Source organism: Enterobacter cloacae complex sp. P24RS (genome assembly GCF_014982165.1).
Classification (GTDB): Bacteria; Pseudomonadota; Gammaproteobacteria; order Enterobacterales; family Enterobacteriaceae; genus Enterobacter; species Enterobacter quasihormaechei.
Genome location: NZ_JADCKU010000003.1, coordinates 282,483 through 307,968, shown reverse-complemented (window position 1 = coordinate 307,968; position 25,486 = coordinate 282,483). Strand labels below are relative to the sequence as shown.

The following is a 25,486-nucleotide window of genomic DNA, read 5'->3' as shown; positions in this document are numbered from 1 at the left end:
CTGTGAATTAAAAAAGGGAATCAATTGATTCCCTAAATAATTATCCGAAACGCACGTCGCGCCCGTGCGGTTCATCCAGATCCTGGCACGGGCCAATGGAGATGATGCCCGTTGGGTTGATGGTCTTGTGGCTGCGGAAATAGTGGGTGCGAATATGGTCAAAATCGACCGTCTCCGCAATCCCGGGCATCTGATAGATGTCGCGCAGGAAACCGTGCAGGTTCAGGTAGTCGCTGATGCGATGCTTGTCGCACTTGAAGTGGGTGACGTAAACCGGATCAAAGCGGATCAGCGTCGTCCACAGGCGGATGTCCGCTTCGGTCAGACGATCGCCCGTTAAATAACGATGCTGGCCGAGGATCTGCTCCAGCCGCTCCAGGGATTCAAAAACTTTTCCGACCGCTTCGTCGTAGGCTTCCTGGCTGGTGGCGAAACCGGCCTTATAGACGCCGTTGTTCACGTTGTCGTAGATCCAGCCGTTCAGCTCGTCAATTTTCTCGCGCAGCTCCACCGGATAATAATCCCCGGCGCGGGCGCCGTGCGCGTCAAACGCGGTATTGAACATGCGAATGATTTCAGCGGATTCATTGCTGACGATCGTCTGGTTTTTCTTGTCCCACAGCACAGGTACGGTTACGCGTCCGGTGTAGTGCGGATCGGCGCGCAGATAGAGCTGATACAGGAAATCGTGGTGATAAAGTTCATCACCCGTCGCGGCAGGGAAATCGCTGTCGAAGGTCCAGCCGTTTTCCAGCATCAGCGGGTTCACCACCGAAACCGGAATTAACGATTCGAGGCCTTTAAGCTTGCGCACAATCAGCGTGCGGTGCGCCCACGGGCAGGCGAGAGAAACGTACAGATGATAACGATCTTTCTCCGCCGCAAAGCCCCCTTCGCCGCTCGGGCCGGGTGCGCCGTCGGCGGTCAGCCAGTTACGGAAGGCCGAAACAGAGCGCTTAAAGCGTCCGCCGGTGGATTTGGTGTCATACCAGACATCCTGCCAGACGCCGTCTACGAGTTGTCCCATTTTTTACTCCTCCGTCAGATAGCAAAAGCGAGGAGATGTCTCCTCGCTTTGAATTTAATCAGTATAGCGTGCTTACCACTTCTTATTCAGAAGACGGTCGATGCTGTAAGCGCCAGGGCCCGTGATGGCCAGCAGCAGATAGCCGCCTGCAATGGTCAGGTTTTTCATGAACATCAGGGAGTTCACGCCTTCGGCAAAGTTGCTGTGGAACAGGAACGCCGTCAGCAGGGTGAAGCCTGCGGTGAACAGCGCCGTGGTGCGGGTCAGGAAACCGAACAACACCGCCAGGCCGCCGCCGAACTCAAGCAGGATAGTCAGTGGCAGCAGGAACCCCGGCACGCCCATGGCTTCCATATACTGCTGGGTACCCGCATAACCGGTGATTTTGCCCCAGCCCGCGGTGATGAACAGAATTGGCATCAGAATACGCGCTACCAGTACACCCACATCTTCTAATTTTTTCATTTTACTCTCCAGGAAACCACATCAGCGGCTAAACGTTATTTGCTTGCAAAATCGGGTAGATACCGCGTCTTTGCTGTCGATGGAGAGGAGTGTAAACGGGGCGGGTGGCAATTGTTAGCAAGGAAAACTGTCAATCTTTTTCAAAGATATTGAGTAAGGGAGCATGAAGAGATGTTGCCGGGTGACGGCTACGCCTTACCCGGCCTACTTTTTACCGTAGGCCGGGTAAGCGCAGCGCCACCCGGCGAGAAGGCTAGCGCAGCTGCTGCTGACGCAGCGTGGTTTTCACCAGACGCCAGGCGCTCCAGGCACCAAAGCCGCGGCGTGCCCAGCGGATCAGCATATTAGGATGCCGAACCGACCAGATCGCCATCACGCTGCTGCCGACCAGCGCCCATGAGCGCAGGCTCAGAACAGTGTTCCAGCCCCGGTCAAACCGATGCGTGGCTTCAACCCAGTCGCGTCGGCTGGCGGACAGATCCAACCGCTGCTGTTGGATCTGGCTCAGCAGATACGCTTTACGCTTCTGACGTTCGGCTTTGTCGCTCACGACTTATCATCCTCCAGCAGGGCGCGGTCGTTGGCCAGCTCCTGACGCGTGTGGCGCAGGAAGGTCGAGGTGCGCGCTTTATGCAGGGTCCAGATACCGCCTATCAGCGCTGCAACCAGCAGAACCACGGTTGTGGCAATCATCGCGTTCAGACGATACTGTGGATCGATAGCCCAGATGATTAACACCATCAGGCTCATCAGGCCAAACGCGGCAAAGAGCATCGTAAGCCCGAGCATGAGCAGCATCTGGAAGAGGTTGGCTTTCTCCTCTTCCAGCTCCACTACCGCAAGCCGGACGCGCGTTTCGGCAATCCCGACCAGCGTCGTAAGAATACGCTGGCCGATGCCGAGGACGTTTTTAGCAGGCCCTTGTGCGTGACGTGGATCTTCCATAATCAACGACGCGTCAGCAGGACACCCAGCACCACACCCACTGCGGCGCCAATACCTACACCCGTCCATGGATTATCACGTACATATTCGTCTGCGCGCGCAGCCGCTTCGCGGGTCTGTTTCGCCAGCGCGTCGCCGGTTTCACCCAGACGGTAACGGCTCTCTTTCAGCGCCTGCTCCGCTTTGCTGCGCAGTTTGCTCACTTCTTCTTTCGATTTATCGGCAGAAGAGTTCAGCACCTCTTCCAGGGTGTCCGCCAGGGATTTCAGTTCAGCGCGCAGATTTTCTGAAGTTGTATCTTTTGACATGATTCTCTCCTGTTGAGATTTCCGTTAACTCAATAATCGCGAGCTTCCAGCGCTTTCAGTTCGTCCTGCGCCTCTTGCAACTTCCTCTCGCGCTTGGCAATTTTTTCCGCATCACCTTTCTCTTTCGCTTCTTGCAGGTCTTGACGGCGCTCGGCTATCTCGTCCTTCTGTTCAGCGATTTTTTCCTGATGATCGGCACGCAGCTTGCTGTCCGTACAATTATCTTTCACTTCGCTCAACGCCTTTTTCAGACCGTCGATCCGGTGCTGATTGTTATGCTTCTCGGCATAACTGATTTCGCGTTGGATATCCTTTTCTTTCTCCTGACAAAGAGACATCGCGAAGGAAGCTGTGCTTAAAGAAAAAAGGGCCAGAGCAAGGGTGATGCGGTATTTCATTATAGAAACCTTCCATTGTGTTACGGCGTAAGCCGTGTTCCAGAACTTTGCGGAGAACATCTGAGGGGTGCTCCGCGTACTTAAGCATAGTAAGTAAACGGGAGTTTCACCAAAGTAGGTGAAAATATTCGGAATATTAGTCGTTAACCAAATCGATGCGACGTGTCGCGTAGCCGTGACATCCAGGAGGCGACGTGGCTGTCATCATCCTGTTGCGCGATGATGTAACCCTGCGGCAGCGTTCGGTCCAGCACCGCTTTCGCCGCGGCGCTTTGCGCACTGGAGTCAAACTTTATCAGCAGGACATCGTCTTGCGGCGTGATGCTCTTAAAGCGGATCCCGTTTGCGTCCAGATGATGCCAGATGGAAAAACCATCCGGCACGCTGGTTCCTTGATTCACAGGACGGATAGCCAGCGTCGACTCCTGATGCTGTAGCGCAGACCACAGCAGAATGAGGGCGCTGAACATCATCAGCGCAACGATGGCGTAAGAGAAACGACGCAAGGCGAGCGGGGAGATAACCATCGTTAACCCCTGGCTCCGTATTTCTTCTTCCACAGTACAACCAGTGAACCGACCAGGCCAAACACCAGCAGAACGACCGGCAGCAGCATCAGGCAAGACATCAGCTGGTCTTCATACTTCATAAAGACCGGGGTTTTCCCGAGCGCGTAGCCGAGCGTGGTCAGGATCAGAACCCACAGCAAGCCGCTCATCCAGTTAAAGAACTGGAAACGCGCGCTGCTGAGGCCAGACAGGCCCGCGATGGTCGGCAGCAGGGTGCGTACAAAGGCGATAAAGCGGCCGATCAGTAAGGCGGAAAGCCCGTGCTTATGGAACAGGTGGTGGGCTCGCTGGTGGTAATGTGCCGGAAGATGCGAAAGCCAGTTCTGGACGATCCGCGTGTTGCCCAGCCATCGCCCCTGAATATAACTCACCCAGCAACCCAGGCTGGCGGCAATGGTCAAAAGCAGGACCGTTTGCGGGAAAGCCATCGCCCCTTTTGCACAGAGCACCCCAACCAGCACCAGCAGGCTGTCGCCCGGTAAAAAGGCGGCAGGCAGCAGGCCGTTCTCAAGGAACAGGATCATAAATAACACAAAGTAGAGCATGCCAATCATGGATGGGTTGGCCAGCGTTTCGAAATCCTGAGCCCAGAGGGCATTCAGTAGTTGGGTCAAAAGTTCCATTCAGTGTTCCTGGAAATCGGTTAACGTCACGCCTGTCATTCGGGAAAACAGCACGGCGACATTGTTATGATTTCATTATGGTCGCTCGCGGACACATTGAGGTGTGGCCAACACTGTTCCCTGTTAATTGGCTGGTTAGCAAGCACTAACTTACAAAATAACGAAGTGAATCCAATTGTAACAAAGCCCGACGTTCTGCGTCACAGAATTTGAGGGGAAACACGATTTTGGCGTAAGCCATGGAGGGGAGCGAGAGATTTTACAAAGGCTGACACTATAGAGGTTTTCTTACCCTGTCTGGCCGGAGGGCGCGGCGGTGCGCCTGCCGGCAGTACGAAGGCTTATTTTGCGAGATTGGTCGCAGTATCGAGGTGAACCACCGGATTATCGGCAAAAAGATAGCGGTCAGCGTTAAATTCGAAGTCATCGCTGGTTTCATTAAACAGCATCTGTTTGGTGTTCTCCAGATGCTGCCACATCGCCAGTTTTGCCGCATGCGGATCCTTACGAATCAGCGCCTTGAGGATCTGGTCGTGGTCGTCACACCAGTTGTCTACCGTGCGGGAATCAATGTGATCGTGCAATTTCTTCCAGTACGGGTTGTGAACGCGCTGAGTCCACATTTTTTCAACGATTGCCGCCAGCGCCGTGTTCTGAGTCGCAAGGGCAACCTGGACGTGGAATTGCAGGTCCCATTCGGAATCGCGGAAGCATTTTTCTTTACGCGCGTGGTCCTGAATTTCCATCAGCTTCATGATGTCCTGCTTGGTCACCTGCGTCGCCGCAAATTCCGCAATGTTGCTCTCAATCAGCTGGCGAGCCTGGAGAAGCTCAAACGGGCCGTAGCTGGCAAATTCCAGGCTTTCGTCCGGGGCGGGGGAGTGTTTTGCCTGGTTGGAAATCACGTGAATGCCGGAACCTTTGCGAACCTCAACGTAGCCTTCCACTTCCAGCATGATGATGGCTTCGCGCACCACGGTACGGCTGACGCTTTTTTCATCCGCAATGAAACGCTCGGCGGGCAGTTTATCACCGACAAGATAGACACCTTGCTCGATGCGATCTTTCAGCTCGGCGGCAAGTTGTTGATATAAACGACGTGATTCGGTGATTTCCATATGCGCTCCAGGCAGGGTACGGCGATTGATTTGTTATACCACTTTTGCGTGCCAGTCTCCAGATTTCGCCATTAAAAAAGCCGCCCGGAGGCGGCTTTTGCGTCGCTTTTGCCGGGTAAGGCGAAGCCGCCACCCGACACAACAACGCTAACTCTGCGTCGCCGGTCCCCCAAGGGACTCTTTCGCCAGCTCGTCGGCAGATTTGCTTTTCAGCACTGTCCAGATAACCACCGCACCCAGCAGGTCGAAGATAGCCAGTACCGCGAACAGCGGGCTGAAGCCGATGGTATCCGCCAGCGCGCCGACCACCAGGGCAAACATCGTGCTCGCTGTCCAGGCGGCCATACCGGTCAGGCCGTTGGCGGTGGCCACTTCGTTACGGCCAAACACGTCGGAAGAGAGCGTAATCAGCGCGCCAGACAGGGACTGGTGAGCAAAGCCCCCGATACACAGCAGCGCGATAGCCACGTAAGGGCTGGTGAACAGGCCGATCATACCCGGGCCGATCATCAGCAGCGCGCCCATGGTGACCACCATCTTACGGGAGACAATCAGGTTCACGCCAAACCAGCGCTGGAACAGCGGTGGCAGGTAGCCGCCGACGATACAGCCCAGGTCAGCAAACAGCATTGGCATCCAGGCGAACATCGCGATCTCTTTCAGGTTAAAGCCGTAAACTTTAAACATGAACAGCGGGATCCAGGCGTTGAACGTACCCCAGGCCGGCTCTGCCAGGAAGCGTGGCAGGGCGATACCCCAGAACTGACGGGTGCCCAGGATCTGCCAGACGGACATCTTTTTGCCGTTATCGGTCTGATGCTGAGATTCCTGGCCGTTAATAATGTAGTCGCGTTCTTCGGTAGACAGCTTTTTCTGGTCGCGCGGGTGCTTGTAGAAGATCAGCCACGCCATGGCCCAGGCGAAGCTCAGCACCCCGGAGATGATGAACGCCATCTGCCAGCTGTGCATCACGATAGCCCACACCACGAGCGGCGGCGCAATCATCGCCCCGATGGATGAACCCACGTTGAAGTAACCCACCGCGATGGAACGCTCTTTTGCCGGGAACCACTCAGAGCTGGCTTTCAGACCTGCGGGGATCATCGCCGCTTCGGCGGCACCTACCGCGCCACGCGCCAGCGCCAGACCGCCCCAGCTGCCTGCCAGTGCGGTCGCGCCGCAGAACACGGCCCAGGCAACGGCGAAGAAGGCATAACCAATTTTTGTACCCAGAATATCAAGAACATAACCTGCAACAGGCTGCATTACGGTGTAAGCGGCAGAATAGGCCGCAATGATGTAAGAGTATTGCTGCGTGGAGATATGCAACTCTTCCATCAACGTTGGTGCCGCTGCTGCCACGGTGTTACGTGTCAGGTAGCCCAGCACGGTGCCGAGCGTCACCAGTGCAATCATGTACCAACGTAACCCTTTAATTTTACGCATGTAAAACCTCATCGTTATGTTATTTCCGTGTCGGGACACGGCAACAACTCAACCGTTGCCGGGAGCTGTTCTGTAACGGGAGGGGCGTAACCGGGAACCTGTCCCGGAACGGCCCGAACCTTGCCATAAATAATCGTGCTAAGTCGGCTTCCGTACCGTTAAATCCGATGTATCAAACACCGGTAATGCATTCCGTCGGCTTATAGTTTGCGACGGCGAAAAGATAACTTGTCATACAACTTTAAAAGGTGAGTGACATCACAAAAGTGTGAATCTTTGTGTGGTCATTAAGCGACGCGCGCAAAGCCAGATATGGCGCGGCTTGCAGGAGGGTTTACCCCTTTGAGGGTAATTTATTTGTCGACGTTTATTGATCTAACTCACGAAAAAAACGTCGGACTCTGGAAATTGGTGTGATAACTTTGCAGCATCTGAACATAAGCTTTCTGACGCTCCCGTAATGAGGAAGACGATAATGACGCCGTTTATGACCGAAGATTTTCTGTTAGATACCGAATTTGCTCGCCGCCTGTACCACGACTACGCGAAAGACCAGCCGATTTTCGACTACCACTGCCACTTACCGCCGCAGCAGGTTGCCGAAAATTACCGTTTCAAAAACCTGTATGATATCTGGCTGAAGGGTGACCACTATAAATGGCGCGCAATGCGCACCAACGGCGTGGCCGAGCGCCTGTGTACCGGTGACGCCACCGATCGCGAGAAGTTCGACGCCTGGGCCGCTACCGTGCCGCACACCATCGGGAACCCGCTTTACCACTGGACGCACCTCGAACTGCGTCGTCCGTTTGGTATCACCGGTAAGCTGTTGTCTCCCGCCACTGCGGATGAAATCTGGGACCAGTGCAACGAACTGTTGGCGCAGGATAGCTTCTCGGCGCGCGGCATTATGAAGCAGATGAACGTGAAAATGGTGGGCACCACCGACGATCCGATCGACTCCCTGGAGCACCACGCGGTTGTAGCGAAGGACAGCACGTTTGACATCAAGGTGCTGCCAAGCTGGCGCCCGGATAAAGCCTTCAACATCGAGCTGGCAACCTTTAACGACTACATGGCGAAGCTGGCGGAAGTGTCTGATACCGACATCCGCCGTTTTGCCGATCTGCAATCTGCGCTGACCAAACGTCTGGATCACTTCGCCGCACACGGCTGTAAAGTGTCTGACCACGCGCTGGACGTGGTGCTGTTCGCGGAATCCAACGAAGCCGAACTGGACAGCATTCTGGCGCGTCGTCTCTCCGGCGAACAGTTAAGCGAGCATGAAGTCGCCCAGTTCAAAACGGCGGTGCTGGTGTTCCTCGGCGCGGAATATGCCCGTCGCGGCTGGGTGCAGCAGTACCACATCGGCGCGCTGCGTAATAACAACCAGCGTCAGTTCAAACTGCTGGGCGCGGACGTGGGCTTCGACTCCATCAACGACCGCCCGCTGGCGGAAGAGCTGTCTAAGCTGCTGAGCAAACAGAACGAGCAAAACCTGCTGCCGAAAACCATTCTTTACTGCCTGAACCCGCGCGATAACGAAGTGCTGGGCACCATGATCGGCAACTTCCAGGGTGAAGGTATGCCGGGCAAGATGCAGTTCGGCTCCGGCTGGTGGTTCAACGATCAGAAAGACGGCATGGAGCGTCAGATGACGCAACTGGCGCAGCTCGGTCTGTTAAGCCGCTTTGTGGGTATGCTGACCGACAGCCGCAGCTTCCTGTCCTATACCCGCCATGAATATTTCCGCCGCATTCTGTGCCAGATGATTGGCCGCTGGGTGCACGCGGGTGAAGCGCCAGCGGATATCCAGCTGCTGGGCGAAATGGTGAAAAACATCTGCTTTAACAATGCGCGTGACTACTTCGCCATTGAACTGAACTAGGCCGTTTGAGGTTGATATGCAATACATCAAAATCCATTCGCTGGATAACGTTGCCGTCGCGCTGGCAGATTTAGCCGAAGGGACGGAAGTTACCTTCGACAACCAGTCGGTAACGTTACGCCAGGCCATTGGACGTGGACATAAGTTTGCCCTGATCCCCATCGCGAAAGGGGAGAACGTGGTGAAGTACGGTTTGCCCATCGGTCATGCGCTGGCGGATATTGCGCCGGGTGAATATATTCATTCGCACAATACCCGCACCAATCTCAGCGATCTGGACGAGTACAGCTATCAACCTGACTTCCAGCCAGAAGAAGGACAGACGGCCGATCGTGAGGTGCAGATCTACCGCCGCGCCAGCGGCGAGGTGGGGATCCGCAATGAGCTGTGGATCCTTCCTACCGTCGGCTGCGTGAACGGGATCGCGCGTCAAATCCAGACGCGCTTCCTGAAAGAGACCAACGATGCTGAAGGCACCGACGGCGTGCACCTGTTCAGCCACACCTACGGCTGTTCGCAGCTGGGTGACGACCACATCAACACCCGCACCATGCTGCAAAACATGGTGCGCCACCCGAATGCGGGCGCGGTGCTGGTGATCGGCCTGGGCTGCGAGAACAACCAGGTGGATGCCTTCCGCGACACGCTGGGCGAATTTGACCCTGCGCGCGTGCACTTTATGGTGTGTCAGCACCAGGACGACGAAGTGGAAGCGGGCGTTGAACAGCTGCATCAGCTGTACGAGGTGATGCGCCACGACAGGCGCGAGCCGGGCAAGCTGAGCGAGCTGAAGTTTGGCCTGGAGTGCGGCGGATCTGACGGTCTTTCCGGCATCACGGCTAACCCAATGCTGGGCCGCTTCTCGGATTACGTGATTGCCAACGGCGGCACCACGGTGCTGACCGAAGTGCCGGAGATGTTTGGCGCGGAGCGCATTCTGATGAGCCACTGCCGCGATGAAGAGACGTTTGAGAAGACCGTCACCATGGTCAACGACTTCAAGCAGTACTTCATCGCCCATAACCAGCCGATTTATGAGAATCCGTCGCCGGGTAACAAAGCGGGGGGCATCACCACGCTGGAAGAGAAATCCCTCGGCTGCACTCAGAAAGCGGGGGCCAGCCAGGTTGTGGATGTGCTGCGCTACGGCGAAAGGCTGAAAACCCACGGTCTGAACCTGCTGAGCGCGCCGGGTAACGACGCGGTCGCCACCAGCGCGCTGGCGGGGGCGGGCTGCCACATGGTGCTGTTCAGTACCGGTCGCGGTACGCCGTACGGCGGATTTGTGCCGACGGTGAAAATCGCCACCAACAGCGAACTGGCGGCGAAGAAAAAGCACTGGATCGACTTTGACGCGGGCCAGCTGATCCACGGCAAGGCGATGCCACAGCTGCTCGATGAATTTGTTGATGTCATCGTGGAAATTGCCAGCGGCAAGCAAACCTGTAACGAGAAGAACGACTTCCGCGAGCTGGCGCTCTTTAAGAGTGGTGTGACGCTGTAAGCGTTATGTCGGGTGGCGCTAACGCTTACCCGACATACGATATTCTGTAGGCCCGGTAAGGCGTAGCCGCCACCGGGCTTTTCTTTTTAACCTCGCAGAGCATTCTTCGCTAAACGCGCGTCTTCCGCCTGACAGGCCGCAGCGGTGAACAGCACGTCGGTAGAGGAGTTCAGCGCCGTTTCGCAGGAATCCTGCAATACGCCGATAATAAAGCCGACCGCGACGACCTGCATGGCAATCTCGTTCGGGATACCGAACATATTACACGCCAGCGGGATCAGCAGCAGCGAGCCGCCCGCCACGCCGGAGGCGCCACAGGCGCACAGCGATGCCACCACGCTCAGCAGCAGGGCGGTTGGCAGATCGACCGGAATACCCAGCGTATGCACGGCCGCCAGCGTCAGTACGGTGATGGTGATCGCCGCACCCGCCATGTTCACGGTTGCACCCAGTGGAATTGAAACCGAATACGTATCGCGATCCAGGTTCAGCTTCTCCGCCAGCGCCATGTTGACCGGAATGTTTGCCGCCGAGCTGCGGGTAAAGAAGGCGTATACGCCGCTCTCGCGCAGGCAGGTCAGCACCAGCGGATACGGGTTACGGCGGATCTGCCAGAACACCAGCAGCGGGTTGATCACCAGCGCCACCAGCAGCATACAGCCGACCAGCACCATCAGCAGCTGCGCGTAGCCCCACAGCGCGTCAAAGCCGGTTGTGGCCAGGGTAGACGACACCAGGCCGAAGATACCGATAGGCGCAAAGCGAATCACGACCTTCACGATAAAGGTCACGGCGTTGGACATGTCATTGACCAGATTTTTCGTCGTTTCGTTGCCGTGACGCAGGGCGAAGCCCAGGCCGATCGCCCACACCAGGATGCCAATGTAGTTGGCATTCAGCAGGGCATCAATGGGGTTCGTAACCATGCTCATCAGCAGGCCGCGCAGCACTTCCACAATGCCTGAGGGCGGCGTAACGTCGCCCGCCGCAGAGGTCAGATGCAGCGTGGAGGGGAAGAGGAAGCTAAAGACCACTGCGGTCAGCGCAGCAGAAAACGTGCCCAGCAGATATAAAAAGAGAATCGGGCGAATGTTGGTTTTTTGTCCGTGCTGGTGATTGGCGATAGAAGCCATGACCAGCATCAGTACCAGCACCGGCGCAACGGCCTTCAGCGCGCCCACGAAAAGCGTTCCGAGAAGCCCCGTTGCTTCCGCGGCAGGTTTTGATACCAGCGCCAGCAGAATACCCAGAACCAGACCTACCAGGATTTGTTTAACCAGGCTGCCCTGCGTCAGACGCGCAAGCAGGCCCTTAGATTGTGTGCTCATACTAAATTCCTAAGTGAAATTGTGTTCCATCCTGGATGTGCTCTAAGTCACATTTATTTCAGGATGTAAATATTTGTTTGCCTGGTTGAGTATCAAGGAAAGCGGGGAAAGGCGGAAGAGTAAAATGCTGGATTTTACGTGTTGCGTCATGTTTTTTAACTATTGATTAACGGAAAGGCCGGGTGGCGCTACGCTTACCCGGCCTACGAATCGTGTCCGTGTAGGCCCGGTAAGCGCAGCGCCACCGGGCAAAACGCACTAAACCTGCTGCTTTTTATCGTGCTGGCGGTTAACCCAGGTATTGATAACCAGCGTCACCAGCAGAATGCCAAACACCACGCCGAGCGAAATGGCGATCGGGATATGGTAGAAATCGACAATCAGCATCTTGATACCAATGAAGACCAGAATCACCGACAGACCGTACTTCAGCATGGAGAAGCGCTCTGCCGCCCCTGCCAGCAGGAAGTACATCGCACGCAGGCCGAGGATCGCAAACAGGTTCGAGGTCAGGACGATGAACGGGTCGGTGGTGACCGCGAAGATTGCCGGAATACTGTCCACCGCAAAGATAACGTCGCTCAGCTCGACCAGAATCAGCACCAGCAGCAGCGGGGTGGCGAACAGCAGGCCGTTCTTACGCACGAAGAAATGCTCGCTCTCGATTTTGTCCGTCATGCGCAGATGACCACGGATCCACTTCACCAGCGGCTTATCACCGATACCGGTATCGTCTTCTTTCGCCAGCGCCATTTTGACCCCGGTGAACAGCAGGAACGCGCCGAACACGTACAGCAGCCATTCGAACTGGGTAATCAGCCAGCTCCCGGCGAAGATCATGATGGTACGCAGGATGATGGCACCCAGCACGCCGTAGACCAGCACGCGGCGTTGCAGGGCCGCAGGCACGGCAAAATAGCTGAACAGCATCAGCCAGACGAAGACGTTATCAACCGCCAGCGCTTTTTCAATCAGATAGCCGGTGAGGAAGGCGAGTGCCTGAGGATCCGCCACCGCACGGCCTTCGGTTGAGGCCAGGTACCACCAGAAGACGGCGCAGAAGAGGAGTGAGAGGGATACCCATACCAGCGACCAGACGGCGGCTTGCTTGACGCTCATGCCATGCTCGCCGCGACGACCCTGCAAAAAGAGGTCGATTGCCAGCATGATGAGCACGACTACCGCGAATCCGCCCCACAGCATTGGAGTGCCGACAGAATGCATACTATTTTCCTTACACATAAAAAAACAAAAACGGCTATGGTCAGAAGACGATAGCCGTTAGCTTTTTATGCATAGACCTCGCCTTCCGGCAAGGTCTCACTTACAACCATGAAGGTTGCCCGGCGACCGGATGCGGTTTTGCACGCATCGTAATGACGATCCACCGGCGAAGAAGTTACTCCCCTTTGCAGGTAACAAAATATGTCAGACCATCGATTTCGTCAATGCTCTGCACGGTTTCATTACACAGCTTTACGCGACGGCTTCCACATTCACGCCGTCTGCGGGGAAGACTACGCCGGTCTGTCGGCGGATCTCCGTTTGCAGCTTCGCCGTGGTGCGGCTGATCGCCAGCCCAGGGTGGTTCACTTCGTTGTCTTCTACCAGACGGGCGAAGACCTCTGCCTCATAAAGCATAGTGTTAATATGCTGAGGCTGCGTCAGCTCCTGCGCTTTTCCGCCGCGCGGGACGATGCTGAGCTTCTGGCATTCAGAGATTTTTTCGATCACCAGCGAGCCGTCTTCGCCCTGAATTTCGCTTGGCAGTACGGAGTCGCTGACCTTCGAGTGCTGCAACGTCACGCTGAAATCACCGTAGTCCAGCACCACGATACCGTGGGCATCCACGCCGCTCTCCAGCAGGCTGGCGGTGGCCGTCACGCCGTGCGGCTCACCCCACAGCGCGACCGCAGAGGCCAGACAGTAAAAACCGATATCCATAATTGAGCCATTCGAGAAGGCCGGGTTAAAGGTATTCGGGTTTTCGCCGTCCAGATAGCGCTGGTAGCGCGAGGAATACTGGCAGTAGTTGATAAAGGCTTTACGCACTTTGCCAATTTTCGGCAGGGACTGCTGCAACAGCAGGAAGTTCGGCAGGCTGGCGGTTTTGAACGCTTCAAACAGCACCACCTGGTTTTCCCGGGCAAGCTGAATGGCGGCTTCCACTTCCTCAATATTCGAGGCCAGCGGCTTCTCGCAGATCACGTGCTTTTTGTGGCTGAGGAACAGCTTCGTTTGCGGGAAATGCAGAGAATTCGGGCTGGCGATATAGACCGCGTCAATAGCGTCGCTTTGCGCCATCTCATCGAGCGAGGTGAACAGATGTTCAACCAGGTAGTCATTCGCAAAACTCTGCGCCTGCTCAAGGCTGCGGGAATAGACTGCGGTGAGCTTATATTTGCCGGTTTCGTGGGCGGCGTCGACGAACTGGCGCGTGATCCAGTTCGTACCGATGACTGCGAAACGTATCATAAACGTTTACGTACTCCGTAGCAGGGAACTTAAAACCACTGTAGCACGTCATCATGACATTTCGCGTGCGCTACTGCGCATTACTCTTTAACGATAAATGCGTCAGCCACAGCCGGGTATCAAACTCCAGCTGGTGGTACTGCGGCTCCATATGGCAGCACAGGGAATAGAAGGCTTTGTCGTGCTCTTTCTCTTTCAGGTGCGCCAGCTCGTGCACCACGATCATCCGCAGAAAGGCTTCCGGCGCGTTACGGAAAACGGTCGCCACGCGGATCTCCGCCTTAGCCTTTAGCTTGCCGCCCTGCACGCGGGAGATGGCGGTGTGCAGGCCGAGCGCATTTTTCAGCACGTGGATCTTGTTGTCGTACATCACCTTGTTGATCGGCGGGGCGCTTCTGAGATAACGGTTTTTCAGATCCTGCGTATACTGCCAGAGCGCCTTATCGGTCGCGAAATCGTGGGTGCCGGGATAGCGTTTTTCCAGCACCGCGCCGAGCTTCTGCTCGGCAATCAGGCTGCGAACCTGGGAAAGTAAATGCTCCGGGTAGCCCTGGAGATAAGTAAGTTGGTTCATCAACGCCCCAAATCGACAATAAAACGGGTATACTCACGCACCCTTTTCAGGGATACGCCAAATTTTACCATTCAGGAGGGCCGATGAGCCACTTAGACAACGGTTTCCGTTCACTCAACCTTAAACGTTTCCCGGAAACGGACGACGTAAACCCGCTTCAGGCGTGGGAAGCGGCGGATGAATATCTGCTGCAACAGTTGGATGAGACTGAAATCCGCGGCCCGGTTCTGATCCTGAATGACGCGTTTGGCGCGCTGGGCTGCGCGCTGGCGGAACACGCACCTTACAGTATCGGCGATTCTTACCTGAGCGAGCTGGCGACGCGTGAAAACCTGCGTCACAACGACATCGACGAATCCAGCGTGAAGTTCCTCGACAGCACCGCGGACTACCCGCAGGCGCCGGGCGTGGTGCTGATCAAAGTGCCCAAAACCATGGCGCTGCTGGAACAGCAGCTGCGCGCGCTGCGTAAGGTCGTGACGCCAGAAACGCGTATTATCGCGGGTGCGAAGGCGCGCGATATTCACACCTCGACGCTGGAGCTGTTCGAGAAAGTGCTCGGTCCGACCACCACCACGCTGGCCTGGAAAAAAGCGCGCCTGATCAACTGTACCTTTAGCGCGCCGGAACTGGCCGACGCGCCGGAGACCCTGAGCTGGACGCTGGAAGGCACCGACTGGACCATCCACAACCATGCGAACGTTTTCTCACGCACCGGTCTGGACATCGGAGCGCGTTTCTTTATGGAACATCTGCCGGAAAATCTGGAAGGGGAAATTGTCGATCTGGGCTGCGGCAACGGGGTGATTGGCCTGACGCTGCTGGCGAAGAACCCGGAAGCCAGCGTGGTGTTCAGTGACGAGTCGCCGATGGCGGTGGCCTCCAGCCGTCTGAACGTGGAAACCAACATGCCGGAGGCGCTGGATCGCTGCGAGTTTATGATTAACAACGCGCTCTCCGGCGTAGAGCCTTTCCGCTTTAACGCCGTGTTCTGCAACCCGCCGTTCCACCAGAAGCACGCCCTGACGGATAACGTCGCGTGGGAGATGTTCCACCACGCGCGCCGCTGCCTGAAAATCAACGGCGAGCTGTACATCGTGGCAAACCGCCACCTGGACTACTTCCACAAGCTGAAGAAGATCTTCGGTAACTGCGTCACCATTGCGACGAACAACAAGTTTGTGGTGCTGAAAGCGGTGAAGCTGGGGCGTCGTCGGTAAGATGGTTTTGCCTGGCGGCGCTGCGCTTGCACAGGCCTACGGTTTTGTAGGCCCGGTAAGCGCAGCGCCACCGGGCAAGAAATCAAATCGCTAATGCCAATGTTGTCCCCTGAGCAATCGCCCGCCGCGCATCCAGCTCCATCGCCACGTCGCACCCGCCAATCAAATGCACCGTTTTACCGGCTTCGCGCAGCGGATCGGCCAGATCGCGCTTCGGCTCCTGTCCGGCGCACAAAATCACATGATCCACGCGCAGCAGCTGCGGTTCAGCGCCGATCAGCACGTGCAGCCCGTCGTCGTCGATCTTCTGGTAGCTCACCCCCGGGATCATCTTCACCCCGCGTGAGAGCAGGGTGGCGCGGTGGATCCAGCCCGTGGTTTTGCCCAGCCCTTCGCCCGGCTTGCTGGCCTTACGCTGGAGCATCACGATCTGGCGCGGGCTTTTCGGCAGCTGTGGACCTTCCGGGCGCAGGCCCCCGGACTGACTGAGGCTGGTATCAATGCCCCATTCCACGCAAAACTCGGCGATGTTCTGGCTGGTGGCCTCGCCCGGCTGGCTTAAATACATCGCGGTATCAAATCCGATCCCGCCGCAGCCGATAATCGCCACCTTCTCGCCAACGGGCGCTTTATCGCGCAGTACGTCCAGATAGCTCAACACCTTCGGATGATCGATGCCCTCGATCGCAGGCGTGCGCGGGGCGATCCCGCTCGCGAGGATCACCTCGTCGAAGTCGATGAGATCCGCCGCGTTGACAAACTGGTTAAGTCGCAGATCAACACCCGTCAGGTCGATCATCCGGCGGTAATAGCGCAGGGTTTCATAGAACTCCTCTTTGCCGGGGATCTGTTTGGCGATATTAAACTGCCCGCCAATTTCACCGGCGGCATCGAACAGCGTCACGCGGTGCCCGCGCGTGGCGGCATTGACCGCAAACGCCAGGCCAGCGGGGCCGGCACCCACGACGGCCAGGCGTTTTTGACTGACCGCCGGGACGACCGGCATTTTGGTTTCATGGCAGGCACGGGGGTTCACCAGGCATGAGGTGACTTTGCCGGCGAAGATCTGATCCAGACAGGCCTGGTTGCAGCCGATGCAGGTATTGATCTCATCCGCACGGCCGCTTTGCGCTTTAGAGAGCAGTTCGGCATCCGCGAGGAACGGACGCGCCATTGAGACCATATCGGCATCGCCGCGTGAGATCACATCGTCCGCCACCTGCGGATCGTTAATGCGGTTAGTGGTGACCAGCGGAACGGAGACTTTGCCCTTCAGCTTGCGCGTTACCCAGCTGAACGCCGCGCGCGGCACCGGCGTGGCAATGGTCGGAATGCGCGCTTCGTGCCAGCCAATCCCGGTGTTGATAATCGTGGCGCCTGCGGCCTCGATCGCCTGCGCCAGCTGTACGGTTTCGTCGAACGTGCCGCCGCCTTCCACCAGGTCGAGCATCGACAGGCGGAAGATGATAATAAAGTCCGCACCCGCACGTTCGCGCACCGCGCGCACCACCTCCACGGCAAAGCGCATCCGGCGGGCATAGTCGCCGCCCCATTCGTCCTCGCGCTGGTTGGTGCGGGCGGCGAGGAACTCGTTAATCAGATAGCCTTCAGAGCCCATCACCTCCACGCCGTCGTAGCCCGCCTCACGCGCCAGCGCGGCGCAGCGAGCAAAATCGTCGATCAGCGCCAGGATCTCGTCGTGGCTGAGGGCGTGAGGGGTAAAGCGGTTAATCGGCGCCTGAATAGCCGATGGCGCAACCAGCTTTGGCTGATAGCTGTAGCGCCCGGTATGCAGAATTTGCAGGGCGATTTTGCCGCCCTCGTTATGCACCGCGTCCGTGACAATGCGGTGATGCGGCAGCTGTGTCGCATCATTCAGAACTGCACCGCCCCCCATCGTCACGCCGGAAGGGGCAGGGGCTACGCCGCCGGTGACAATCAGCGCCACCCCGTGGCGCGCGCGCTCGGCGTAGAAGGCCGCCAGACGTTCAGCCCCGTCCGGACGCTCCTCCAGCCCGGTGTGCATCGAGCCCATCAGCACGCGGTTTTTGAGGGTGGTAAACCCCAGATCGAGGGGGGCGAATAGCGACGGATAGCGGCTCATAGTCTCTTCCAGTGTAAAATTATTGTTATGTGGTCGGATGAGTTACTAATTTAGCCAGCGGCAGCAGAAAGGTAAAAGCGGGATCGAATGATTGTGATAGATCTCAAAGAACTTCCCCGGTGGCGCTACGCTTACCGGGGCTACAAAACCCCAGGACGGATAAGCGCAGCGCCATCCGGCGTTTTTTACGGCGTCGCTGCCCGCGCTAACCCCGGCGCCTGCCACATCGACGTCGTCAGCCCGCTGTCCACCAGGCCGAGCTGGTCGGCGTACACCGCCTGCCACTTCTGCATCATGCCGTCGTACAGCTCCCGGTGCTGCGGGTTTGGCGTAAACTCGCGGCTCCACTTCACCAGCCGCTCGCCCGTCGAGGCCATATCCGCAAACAGCCCCGCGCCCGTTCCGGCGGCAATGGCGCAGCCGAGCGCCGTTGCCTCTTTGACTTCCGGCACGCGCACCGGCAGGCCGGTGACGTCGCTTAAAATCTGGCTCCACAGGGCGCCCTTCGCGCCGCCGCCCGCAAACACCAGGCTATCAAACGTCACGCCGGAGAAGCGCGAAATCTGCGTCAGGTTACAGGCCGAGACGATCGCCGCGTTCTCCTCCAGCGCGCGGAACAGCGTCGCTTTGTTGCACTTTTCCGGGTCGATGGAGAGGTTAATAAACGACGGCGCGGCGTGGTACCACTGCTTAAAATGCATCGCGTCGGAGAAGATTGGCATTACGCCGTGGGAGCCAGCGGGCACGCGGCCCGCCATCTCTTCCAGCAGGGAATAGGTGTCCATGCCCATCCGCTCGGCAATCAGCTTCTCTTCGGCGCAAAAGGCGTCGCGGAACCAGCGCATGGTCAGCCCGGTAAAGAAGCTGATCGACTCCGCCTGCGCCATGCCGGGAATGACGTGCGGGTTCACGCGGATGTTCATCTCAGGATCGGTGCGCACCTGCGGCAGGTTAACCACCTGCTGCCAGAAGGTGCCGCCCAGCACCGCCGTTTGTCCGGCGCGGACCACGCCCAGCCCCAGGCAGCCCAGCTGCACATCGCCACCGCCCATCACGACCGGGGTGCCTTCGCGCAGGCCGCTCTGCTGTGCGGCTTCTTTGGTGATAGCGCCCAGCACGGTGCCGGTCTCTTTCACCGGCGAGAGAATATCGGCGCGCAGTCCGGCCATGTCGAGCAGCGCCGGACGCCAGTCGCGTGAAAAGAGATCCAGCATGCCGGTGGTGCCCGCATTGGACGGGTCCACCGCCAGCTCGCCGGAAAGCTTTGCCGCCAGCCAGTCGCTGATCATGGTGATAGTGGCGGCCTTACGATAAATATCAGGGCGATGATGCGCCAGCCAGAGCAGGCGCGGCATGGCGCTAAGGGCAAGCGTCTGCCCGGAAACGTCATACACTTCGGATTCAAAACGGTAGTCGTGGATCTCTTTGAGTTCAGCCACCTCGCGGCTGGCGCGGGCGTCGACGTTGGCGCAGGCCCAGATGGCCTCGCCGCTGCGGTCGTACAGCACGATCCCTTCGCGCATCGAACAGCAGGCGACGGACTGAATATCCGCCGCGCTCAGGCGCGCGCGCTCCAGCGCCTGATGAATGCACCGGCAGGCCAGCTGCCAGTTGGTGTCGAGGTCGAACTCCATCGATCCCGGCACGTTCTCCACGCTCAGGTGCTTCCACTCGGCCTGGCCGACGGCAATCTGGTTGCCCTGTAAATCGAAAATCACGGCGCGAACGCTGCCTGTCCCTGCATCTAACGCTAAAAGGTAACTCATGAGCTTGCCTCGCTGTTAGCGCAGGGCGACTCTTATTCGGCCAGAGCCAGCACCGCGCGGGCTGTCGTCTCTTCCGTCACCAGGCCATTAATACGGCGACCTTTCAGTGCGGCGTAAATCGCATCGGCTTTCTCTTCCCCTCCGGCCACGCCGACGATGGTGGGCAGCTGCGCCAGTTCATCGAGCGTGACGCCCAGTAATTCTTTGTGGATCTCCAGCTCCTCGACGCATTCCCCTTCGGCGTTAAGGAAATAGCCGAGGATATCGCCCACCGCCCCTTTACGGGCGTACATCAGCTGTTCACCTTCGCTGATATAGCCGGAGCGCAGTATCGTCGCGTCACGGCGCTGGTTCACGGAACCAATGCCGACCACCGCCACGTCAGCGGCGGTCGCGGCGAGGATCACGTCCCGCACGCTGGTTTCGCGCTTTAAGATCCCGGCGACTTCAGCGGATGACACGCGAAGCGGGGCGGGGATCATGCTGACGCTACAGGCCGCATCCAGCTGGCCGATACCGGTCATATACGGCCCCACGCCGCCGGAAAGCGTCACCAGGCGGATCTGCTGCGAGCTGATAAAGCCGCTTAAGTGTTGCAGACTGCTCATGGTGGTTTCACCGAAGCCCACCGCTAACAGCTGGCCGGGCGCCAGCACGCCCATCAGCGACTGCGCCGCGCCAATGCCCAGCCGCACGTTCATCGGCGGGGTGTTTAAGGCAGGCATCACGCGCACCAGCTTCAGGCCAAAGCGCTGCTGTAGCTCAGTTTCTAGCGCCAGGCAGCCCTCGTAGCGGGAGTTGATCTGCACGCGGATCACCCCCGACTGACGGCCTTTCTCCAGCAGGCGGGAGATCTTCAGGCGCGGCAGACCGAGCCGTTCGCCGATATCATTCTGGGTCAGCCCGTCGTGGTAGTAGCACCAGGCGACACGCGCCACCAGCTCCTCTTCTGCTAGTGCCAGCCCGGCAAACCGTCCTTCTTCCGCAGTGCGTTTATCGCTCATAGTTGAACTCTTATAAAAATTTAGATCATATGTTCGTAATGGCGCGGCGTGAAAATGTGAGCCACGCGGCAAAACGGATCTTTTAGATCGTTTCTGGTTAATCTGAATCTCAATCGATAAAACTGTGATCCCTGCACGGTTGTAAATATAGTTCACCGTCTACGCTTTTGAACATTATTAAATCTAAAAATCATTTGTTCAATAGCGGAGCGATGATGACACCACTTCTCAACGCGCGGAATATCAGCAAGCAGTTCTCAGGCGTGCCGGTCTTAAAAGGCATTGATTTCACGCTGCTTGCGGGGCAGGTGCATGCGCTGATGGGCGGTAACGGCGCGGGAAAATCGACGCTAATGAAGATCATCGCCGGGGTGGAAACGCCGGATAGCGGTGAACTTTCGGTTGCGGGCGAGTCTTTTGCACGGCTTAACCCGGCGCAGGCGCACCGGTTAGGCATTTATCTGGTACCGCAGGAGCCTCTGCTTTTCCCCAACCTGACGGTGCGGGAAAACATCCTGTTCCGCCTGCCGCGAGAGCGCGATCGGGAAAAACGCCTGGCGGAGAAACTCCAGCAGCTGCAATGTCAGCTTAACCTCGACGCCACCGCCAGCACCCTGGAAGTGGCGGACCAGCAGATGGTGGAGATCCTGCGCGGGCTGATGCGCAACGCCAGAATTCTGATCCTCGACGAGCCCACGGCCTCGCTGACGCCCGGCGAAACCGAACGGCTGTTTCGCCAGATCCGCGCCTTACAGGCGTTCGGCGTCGGGATTGTCTTTATCTCGCATAAGCTGCCGGAAATCCGCACGCTGTCGAGCCACGTTTCGGTGATGCGCGACGGCGCGGTAGTGCTCAGCGGCGAAACCGCCCAGTTTGACGACAGCGCTTTGATCGCCGCCATGACGCCGGTCAGCCGCGAGAAAGGCTTAAGCGATGCGCAAAAGCTGTGGCTGGCGCTGCCGGGCAACCGCCGCACCCAGCCGCAGGATTTTCCGGTGCTGCGCGTGGAAGATCTCACCGGAGAGGGCTTTATCGATCTCAGCCTGGAGATTTACGCCGGGGAGATCGTCGGCCTTGCCGGACTGGTGGGTTCCGGGCGCACCGAGTTTGCCGAAACGCTCTACGGCCTGCGTCCCGTACGCGGCGGGCGGGTGTGGCTGGAGAGCCGGGAGATCACCACCGATCCGGTGGGTTCACGTCTGGAAAAAGGGCTGGTTTATCTGCCGGAAGACAGGCAGGTGTCTGGCCTGTTTCTCGACGCGCCTGTGCGCTGGAACACGGTGGCGCTGAACGAGCCGTCGCTCTGGCAGCAGCGAAAGCGTGAGTCTGCGGTGGTGGAGCGCTATCACCGGGCGCTGGGGATCAAGCTCAACCATGCGGATCAAACCGTGCGCACGCTCTCAGGCGGCAATCAGCAGAAGGTGCTGCTGGCGCGCTGCCTGGAGGCCAATCCTTTATTGCTGATCGTCGATGAGCCGACGCGCGGCGTGGACGTGTCGGCACGCGCCGATATCTACCAGCTCATTAAAAGCGTGGCGGCGCAGAACGTTGCGGTGCTGATGATCTCAAGCGATCTCGATGAATTTCCCGGCCTCGCAGACCGCGTGCTGGTGATGCATCAGGGCGTACTCAGCGGCGAGCTGCCGCGCCACGCCGTCAGCCTCGACCGGATGATGGCGCTGGCGTTTGGAGGTCAATCATGAAGATCTTACTCAAAAACCGCGAGCTGAGCGCGTTTCTCGCCATTCTGGCGCTGTTCGCCGTGCTGGTGGCGCTGAATCCGTCCTACTTCAGCCTGCAAACGCTGGGGATGATCTTCGCCAGCGCGCAGATCCTGATCCTGCTGGCCATCGGCGCCGCACTGGTGATGCTGACCCGCAATATCGACGTCTCCGTGGGTTCCACCGTCGGGCTGTCCGCCATTGCCGTGGGCGTGGCGCTTAACGGCGGCTACAGCCTGCCCGTTTCCATTCTCTTCGCGCTGTCGATTGGCGCGCTGGCGGGGGCGTTCAACGGTTTTCTGGTGGTGGGCCTGCGCATTCCGGCGATTGTCGCCACCCTCGGCACGCTGGGGCTGTACCGCGGCGCGATGCTGCTCTGGACGGGCGGAAAGTGGATTGAAGGGCTGCCGCCGGGGCTGAAGTCTCTCTCTGAACCTGCCGCCATCGGCATTTCACCGCTCGACGTGGGAGTGTTGATGCTCGTGGTCGTTGGCGCGTGGACGCTGTCGCGCACCGCGTTCGGGCGTGATTTTTACGCGGTGGGGGATAATCTCGCCGCCGCGCGCCAGCTGGGCGTGGCGGTGAACCGCACGCGCATGATCGCCTTCACCCTTAACGGCATGCTGGCGGCCTGTGCCGGGATTGTCTTTGCCGCGCAGATTGGCTTTGTGCCCAACCAGACCGGCAGCGGGCTGGAGATGAAGGCCATTGCCGCCTGCGTGCTCGGCGGCCTTTCGCTGCTGGGCGGCACCGGCACGCTGGTCGGTGCGTTCCTCGGCGCGTTCTTCCTGACTCAAATCGACACCGTGCTGGTGCTGTTCAGGCTGCCGGCATGGTGGAACGACTTTATCGCCGGGCTGGTGCTGCTGGGCGTGCTGGTGCTCGACGGGCGGCTGCGCCAGGCGCTGTCACGCCATCAGCGGGCGCTGAAGTACGGCCGGTTCCAGCCTGGCAACAGAGGGGGAAAGCACGTCACCCCCTTTCCCAAACGCAACAAAGAGGTGGCGTAAATGAGGCTCAACTGGGAAAGCGCGCTGCTGATATTGCTGGTGCTGGAGATCCTGCTCTTCGGCGCCATTAACCCGCGCATGCTCGACGTTAACATGCTGCTGTTCAGCACCAGCGATTTCATCTGCATCGGCATCGTGGCGCTGCCGCTGACGCTGGTGATTATCAGCGGCGGGATCGACATTTCGCTGGGCTCCACCATCGGCCTGTGCGCCATCGCGCTGGGGGTGATGATGCAGGCGGGGTGGCCCATGGCGGTCGCCGTTCCGCTGACGCTGCTGCTTGGCCTGCTGTGCGGACTGGTGAATGCGGCGCTGATCCACTACACCGGCATCAGCCCTTTAGTCATTACCCTCGGCACGCTCTACCTCTACGGCGGCGGCGCGCTGCTGCTCTCCGGCATAGCGGGGGCGACGGGCTACGAGGGCATCGGCGGCTTCCCGGACAGTTTTACCGCGTTCGCTAACCTCACGGTGCTGGGGCTGCCGATCCCGCTGGTGCTGTTCGCGTTAATTACCGCCTTCTTCTGGCTGATTACCCATCGCGGGCGCTTTGGCCGCCATCTGTTTTTGATTGGGCAAAACCCGCGCGCGGCACGCTATGCGGCGCTGTCGGTGAACGGCATGCCGTACGCGCTGTACGGTCTGGTGGGCGTGGCGTCGGCGGTGGCCGCGCTGGTGATGGTCTCCTATTTCGGCTCTGCGCGTTCGGATCTGGGGCGCGATTTGCTGATGCCCGCGCTCACCGCCGCCGTACTCGGCGGGGCCAATATTTACGGCGGTTCAGGGTCGGTGCTGGGTACGGCGCTGGCGGCGCTGCTGGTGGGGTATCTCCAGCAGGGTTTACAGATGGTCGGCATCCCCAACCAGGTGTCGAGCGCGCTGTCGGGGGCGCTGCTGGTTGTGGTGGTGATGGGACGTTCGCTGAGTCTGCACCGCGAATGGGTGCGATCTCTCTTCAGAAAACTATCCGGAGCGTAATGATGAAAACAAAACTGCTCGTCCTGGCAATGGCCCTCAGCTTCGCTTCGGCGCAGGCGGCGGACCGTATTGCCTTTATCCCAAAGCTGGTGGGCGTGGGTTTCTTCACCAGCGGCGGCAACGGCGCGAAAGAGGCGGGGAAAGATCTTGGCGTGGACGTGACCTACGACGGCCCGACCGAGCCGAGCGTTTCCGGCCAGGTGCAGCTCATCAATAACTTCGTCAACCAGGGCTATAACGCCATCATCGTCTCCGCCGTGTCGCCGGACGGCCTCTGCCCGGCGCTGAAGCGCGCGATGCAGCGCGGCGTAAAGGTACTGACCTGGGATTCCGACACCAAACCGGAGTGCCGCAGCATTTATATCAACCAGGGGACGCCGGAACAGCTGGGCGGCCTGCTGGTGGAGATGGCGGGCAAACAGGTCACCAAACCGAATGCCAAAGTGGCGTTCTTCTACTCCAGCCCCACCGTCACCGACCAGAACCAGTGGGTGAAAGAGGCGAAGGCGAAAATCGAGAAAGATCACCCGCAGTGGCAGGTCGTGACCACCCAGTTTGGCTATAACGACGCCACCAAATCCCTGCAAACCGCCGAGGGGATCTTAAAAGCGTATCCGGACCTGGATGCGATCATTGCGCCGGACGCCAACGCCCTGCCGGCGGCGGCGCAGGCGGCGGAGAACCTGAAGCGGGAAGGGGTGGCGATTGTCGGCTTCAGCACGCCGAACGTCCTGCGTCCGTACGTTGAACGCGGGACGGTGAAAGCCTTCGGCCTGTGGGACGTGGTCCAGCAGGGAAAAATTGCGGTAAACGTCGCCGATCGTCTGTTGAAAAAGGGCGATCTTAACCCTGGCGACAGCGTTGACGTAAAAGGTATCGGAGCGCTGAAGGTGGAGCCGAACAGCGTGCAGGGCTATCAGTATGAGGCGAAGGGCAACGGCATCGTGCTGCTGCCGGAGCGTGTGGTGTTCACCAAAGAGAACATCAGCAAATACGATTTCTGACGGGGGAGCAA

24 protein-coding genes are annotated in these 25,486 nt (G+C 58.5%); 7 read left to right on the top strand and 17 right to left on the bottom strand.

What is annotated here, in order from left to right:
* Window positions 1-40 precede the first annotated feature (40 nt).
* From INF58_RS04070 to INF58_RS04025, 10 genes are all read right to left on the bottom strand, one after another.
* Window positions 41-1,027, bottom strand: coding sequence for a glutathione S-transferase family protein (locus tag INF58_RS04070; protein ID WP_193527065.1), 987 nt, complete (start codon window positions 1,025-1,027; stop codon window positions 41-43).
* A gap of 72 nt (window positions 1,028-1,099) precedes the next feature.
* Entirely contained in the window at window positions 1,100-1,492 is a 393-nt protein-coding gene (locus tag INF58_RS04065) for a DoxX family protein (RefSeq protein ID WP_063867629.1), read from the bottom strand.
* Window positions 1,493-1,745: 253 nt separating this feature from the next.
* The gene (locus INF58_RS04060; RefSeq protein ID WP_003862649.1) at window positions 1,746-2,042 is read right to left on the bottom strand and encodes a YqjK-like family protein; all 297 of its coding nucleotides are present in this window, start codon (window positions 2,040-2,042) and stop codon (window positions 1,746-1,748) included.
* Window positions 2,039-2,437 carry a phage holin family protein gene (locus tag INF58_RS04055; protein WP_003862647.1) on the bottom strand — a complete coding sequence of 133 codons (399 nt, stop codon included), beginning with the start codon at window positions 2,435-2,437 and terminating at the stop codon, window positions 2,039-2,041. Before INF58_RS04055 ends, INF58_RS04060 begins: the two co-directional genes overlap by 4 nt.
* Before the next feature lie 2 nt (window positions 2,438-2,439).
* A complete protein-coding gene (locus INF58_RS04050; RefSeq protein WP_003862645.1) occupies window positions 2,440-2,745 on the bottom strand; it encodes a YqjD family protein in 306 nt (101 codons plus the stop codon).
* Between the two features lie 29 nt (window positions 2,746-2,774).
* Window positions 2,775-3,143 (bottom strand): DUF1090 domain-containing protein, encoded by a 369-nt coding sequence (locus tag INF58_RS04045; protein WP_063451091.1) that lies wholly within the window; start codon window positions 3,141-3,143, stop codon window positions 2,775-2,777.
* A 143-nt stretch (window positions 3,144-3,286) separates the two neighbouring features.
* Window positions 3,287-3,670, bottom strand: coding sequence for an EnvZ/OmpR regulon moderator MzrA (mzrA, locus tag INF58_RS04040; RefSeq protein WP_063867631.1), 384 nt, complete (start codon window positions 3,668-3,670; stop codon window positions 3,287-3,289).
* A 2-nt stretch (window positions 3,671-3,672) separates the two neighbouring features.
* The gene (gene yqjA, locus INF58_RS04035; protein ID WP_022649475.1) at window positions 3,673-4,335 is read right to left on the bottom strand and encodes a DedA family general envelope maintenance protein YqjA; all 663 of its coding nucleotides are present in this window, start codon (window positions 4,333-4,335) and stop codon (window positions 3,673-3,675) included.
* A 341-nt stretch (window positions 4,336-4,676) separates the two neighbouring features.
* The gene (exuR, locus tag INF58_RS04030) at window positions 4,677-5,453 is read right to left on the bottom strand and encodes a transcriptional regulator ExuR (protein ID WP_063451093.1); all 777 of its coding nucleotides are present in this window, start codon (window positions 5,451-5,453) and stop codon (window positions 4,677-4,679) included.
* A 147-nt stretch (window positions 5,454-5,600) separates the two neighbouring features.
* On the bottom strand, window positions 5,601-6,899 hold the full coding sequence (locus tag INF58_RS04025) for an MFS transporter (RefSeq protein ID WP_063451094.1): 1,299 nt from the start codon (window positions 6,897-6,899) through the stop codon (window positions 5,601-5,603).
* 475 nt (window positions 6,900-7,374) lie between these two features.
* On the opposite strand from INF58_RS04025, the gene uxaC reads away from it, so the two are divergent.
* On the top strand, window positions 7,375-8,787 hold the full coding sequence (gene uxaC, locus INF58_RS04020; protein ID WP_107533925.1) for a glucuronate isomerase: 1,413 nt from the start codon (window positions 7,375-7,377) through the stop codon (window positions 8,785-8,787).
* Between the two features lie 16 nt (window positions 8,788-8,803).
* Window positions 8,804-10,291, top strand: coding sequence for a UxaA family hydrolase (locus tag INF58_RS04015; protein ID WP_193527064.1), 1,488 nt, complete (start codon window positions 8,804-8,806; stop codon window positions 10,289-10,291).
* Window positions 10,292-10,377: 86 nt separating this feature from the next.
* Here INF58_RS04015 and sstT read toward each other — a convergent pair whose 3' ends face one another.
* The 4 genes from sstT to INF58_RS03995 all read right to left on the bottom strand — a co-directional run bounded on the left by sstT (window position 10,378) and on the right by INF58_RS03995 (window position 14,668).
* Window positions 10,378-11,619: a serine/threonine transporter SstT gene (gene sstT, locus INF58_RS04010; protein WP_063867639.1), complete on the bottom strand. Its 1,242-nt coding sequence runs from the start codon at window positions 11,617-11,619 to the stop codon at window positions 10,378-10,380.
* A gap of 258 nt (window positions 11,620-11,877) precedes the next feature.
* Window positions 11,878-12,843, bottom strand: coding sequence for a TerC family protein (locus INF58_RS04005; protein WP_063867641.1), 966 nt, complete (start codon window positions 12,841-12,843; stop codon window positions 11,878-11,880).
* 252 nt (window positions 12,844-13,095) lie between these two features.
* Window positions 13,096-14,094: a Gfo/Idh/MocA family protein gene (locus INF58_RS04000; RefSeq protein WP_063867643.1), complete on the bottom strand. Its 999-nt coding sequence runs from the start codon at window positions 14,092-14,094 to the stop codon at window positions 13,096-13,098.
* Between the two features lie 70 nt (window positions 14,095-14,164).
* On the bottom strand, window positions 14,165-14,668 hold the full coding sequence (locus INF58_RS03995; RefSeq protein WP_063451100.1) for a YgjP-like metallopeptidase domain-containing protein: 504 nt from the start codon (window positions 14,666-14,668) through the stop codon (window positions 14,165-14,167).
* An 83-nt stretch (window positions 14,669-14,751) separates the two neighbouring features.
* On the opposite strand from INF58_RS03995, the gene rlmG reads away from it, so the two are divergent.
* Window positions 14,752-15,888: a 23S rRNA (guanine(1835)-N(2))-methyltransferase RlmG gene (rlmG, locus tag INF58_RS03990; RefSeq protein WP_193527063.1), complete on the top strand. Its 1,137-nt coding sequence runs from the start codon at window positions 14,752-14,754 to the stop codon at window positions 15,886-15,888.
* Window positions 15,889-15,970: 82 nt separating this feature from the next.
* Here the strand turns inward: rlmG and INF58_RS03985 are convergent, their stop codons facing one another.
* The 3 genes from INF58_RS03985 to lsrR all read right to left on the bottom strand — a co-directional run bounded on the left by INF58_RS03985 (window position 15,971) and on the right by lsrR (window position 20,762).
* Window positions 15,971-17,992 (bottom strand): NADPH-dependent 2,4-dienoyl-CoA reductase, encoded by a 2,022-nt coding sequence (locus tag INF58_RS03985; protein ID WP_193527062.1) that lies wholly within the window; start codon window positions 17,990-17,992, stop codon window positions 15,971-15,973.
* Between the two features lie 185 nt (window positions 17,993-18,177).
* Window positions 18,178-19,758, bottom strand: coding sequence for an autoinducer-2 kinase (gene lsrK, locus INF58_RS03980; protein ID WP_193527061.1), 1,581 nt, complete (start codon window positions 19,756-19,758; stop codon window positions 18,178-18,180).
* A 32-nt stretch (window positions 19,759-19,790) separates the two neighbouring features.
* Entirely contained in the window at window positions 19,791-20,762 is a 972-nt protein-coding gene (gene lsrR / locus INF58_RS03975) for a transcriptional regulator LsrR (RefSeq protein WP_063867652.1), read from the bottom strand.
* Window positions 20,763-20,977: 215 nt separating this feature from the next.
* Between lsrR and lsrA the strand changes: the two genes are divergently transcribed.
* From lsrA to lsrB, 4 genes are read left to right on the top strand one after another with little or no spacing between them, the layout of a single operon-like run.
* Complete coding sequence (lsrA, locus tag INF58_RS03970; protein ID WP_193527103.1) at window positions 20,978-22,465, top strand: autoinducer 2 ABC transporter ATP-binding protein LsrA; 1,488 nt, start codon at window positions 20,978-20,980, stop codon at window positions 22,463-22,465.
* Window positions 22,462-23,493 (top strand): autoinducer 2 ABC transporter permease LsrC, encoded by a 1,032-nt coding sequence (gene lsrC, locus INF58_RS03965; RefSeq protein WP_193527060.1) that lies wholly within the window; start codon window positions 22,462-22,464, stop codon window positions 23,491-23,493. The genes lsrA and lsrC overlap by 4 nt, the downstream gene beginning before the upstream one ends.
* On the top strand, window positions 23,494-24,471 hold the full coding sequence (gene lsrD, locus INF58_RS03960) for an autoinducer 2 ABC transporter permease LsrD (protein ID WP_193527059.1): 978 nt from the start codon (window positions 23,494-23,496) through the stop codon (window positions 24,469-24,471).
* A gap of 2 nt (window positions 24,472-24,473) precedes the next feature.
* A complete protein-coding gene (gene lsrB, locus INF58_RS03955; RefSeq protein WP_193527102.1) occupies window positions 24,474-25,475 on the top strand; it encodes an autoinducer 2 ABC transporter substrate-binding protein LsrB in 1,002 nt (333 codons plus the stop codon).
* Window positions 25,476-25,486 lie beyond the last annotated feature (11 nt).

Bases quoted from the DNA above. Each gene is read 5' to 3' on its own strand.
- sstT (WP_063867639.1), bottom strand. From the start codon at position 11,619: ATGAGCACACAATCTAAGGGCCTGCTTGCGCGTCTGACGCAGGGCAGC.
- lsrB (WP_193527102.1), top strand. From the start codon at position 24,474: ATGAAAACAAAACTGCTCGTCCTGGCAATGGCCCTCAGCTTCGCTTCG.
- lsrR (WP_063867652.1), bottom strand. From the start codon at position 20,762: ATGAGCGATAAACGCACTGCGGAAGAAGGACGGTTTGCCGGGCTGGCA.
- INF58_RS03985 (WP_193527062.1), bottom strand. From the start codon at position 17,992: ATGAGCCGCTATCCGTCGCTATTCGCCCCCCTCGATCTGGGGTTTACC.
- INF58_RS04050 (WP_003862645.1), bottom strand. From the start codon at position 2,745: ATGTCAAAAGATACAACTTCAGAAAATCTGCGCGCTGAACTGAAATCC.
- lsrK (WP_193527061.1), bottom strand. From the start codon at position 19,758: ATGAGTTACCTTTTAGCGTTAGATGCAGGGACAGGCAGCGTTCGCGCC.
- INF58_RS04055 (WP_003862647.1), bottom strand. From the start codon at position 2,437: ATGGAAGATCCACGTCACGCACAAGGGCCTGCTAAAAACGTCCTCGGC.
- yqjA (WP_022649475.1), bottom strand. From the start codon at position 4,335: ATGGAACTTTTGACCCAACTACTGAATGCCCTCTGGGCTCAGGATTTC.
- INF58_RS04005 (WP_063867641.1), bottom strand. From the start codon at position 12,843: ATGCATTCTGTCGGCACTCCAATGCTGTGGGGCGGATTCGCGGTAGTC.
- lsrC (WP_193527060.1), top strand. From the start codon at position 22,462: ATGAAGATCTTACTCAAAAACCGCGAGCTGAGCGCGTTTCTCGCCATT.
- INF58_RS04025 (WP_063451094.1), bottom strand. From the start codon at position 6,899: ATGCGTAAAATTAAAGGGTTACGTTGGTACATGATTGCACTGGTGACG.
- INF58_RS04000 (WP_063867643.1), bottom strand. From the start codon at position 14,094: ATGATACGTTTCGCAGTCATCGGTACGAACTGGATCACGCGCCAGTTC.
- mzrA (WP_063867631.1), bottom strand. From the start codon at position 3,670: ATGGTTATCTCCCCGCTCGCCTTGCGTCGTTTCTCTTACGCCATCGTT.
- lsrA (WP_193527103.1), top strand. From the start codon at position 20,978: ATGACACCACTTCTCAACGCGCGGAATATCAGCAAGCAGTTCTCAGGC.
- rlmG (WP_193527063.1), top strand. From the start codon at position 14,752: ATGAGCCACTTAGACAACGGTTTCCGTTCACTCAACCTTAAACGTTTC.
- INF58_RS03995 (WP_063451100.1), bottom strand. From the start codon at position 14,668: ATGAACCAACTTACTTATCTCCAGGGCTACCCGGAGCATTTACTTTCC.
- INF58_RS04065 (WP_063867629.1), bottom strand. From the start codon at position 1,492: ATGAAAAAATTAGAAGATGTGGGTGTACTGGTAGCGCGTATTCTGATG.
- exuR (WP_063451093.1), bottom strand. From the start codon at position 5,453: ATGGAAATCACCGAATCACGTCGTTTATATCAACAACTTGCCGCCGAG.
- INF58_RS04045 (WP_063451091.1), bottom strand. From the start codon at position 3,143: ATGAAATACCGCATCACCCTTGCTCTGGCCCTTTTTTCTTTAAGCACA.
- uxaC (WP_107533925.1), top strand. From the start codon at position 7,375: ATGACGCCGTTTATGACCGAAGATTTTCTGTTAGATACCGAATTTGCT.
- INF58_RS04070 (WP_193527065.1), bottom strand. From the start codon at position 1,027: ATGGGACAACTCGTAGACGGCGTCTGGCAGGATGTCTGGTATGACACC.
- lsrD (WP_193527059.1), top strand. From the start codon at position 23,494: ATGAGGCTCAACTGGGAAAGCGCGCTGCTGATATTGCTGGTGCTGGAG.
- INF58_RS04015 (WP_193527064.1), top strand. From the start codon at position 8,804: ATGCAATACATCAAAATCCATTCGCTGGATAACGTTGCCGTCGCGCTG.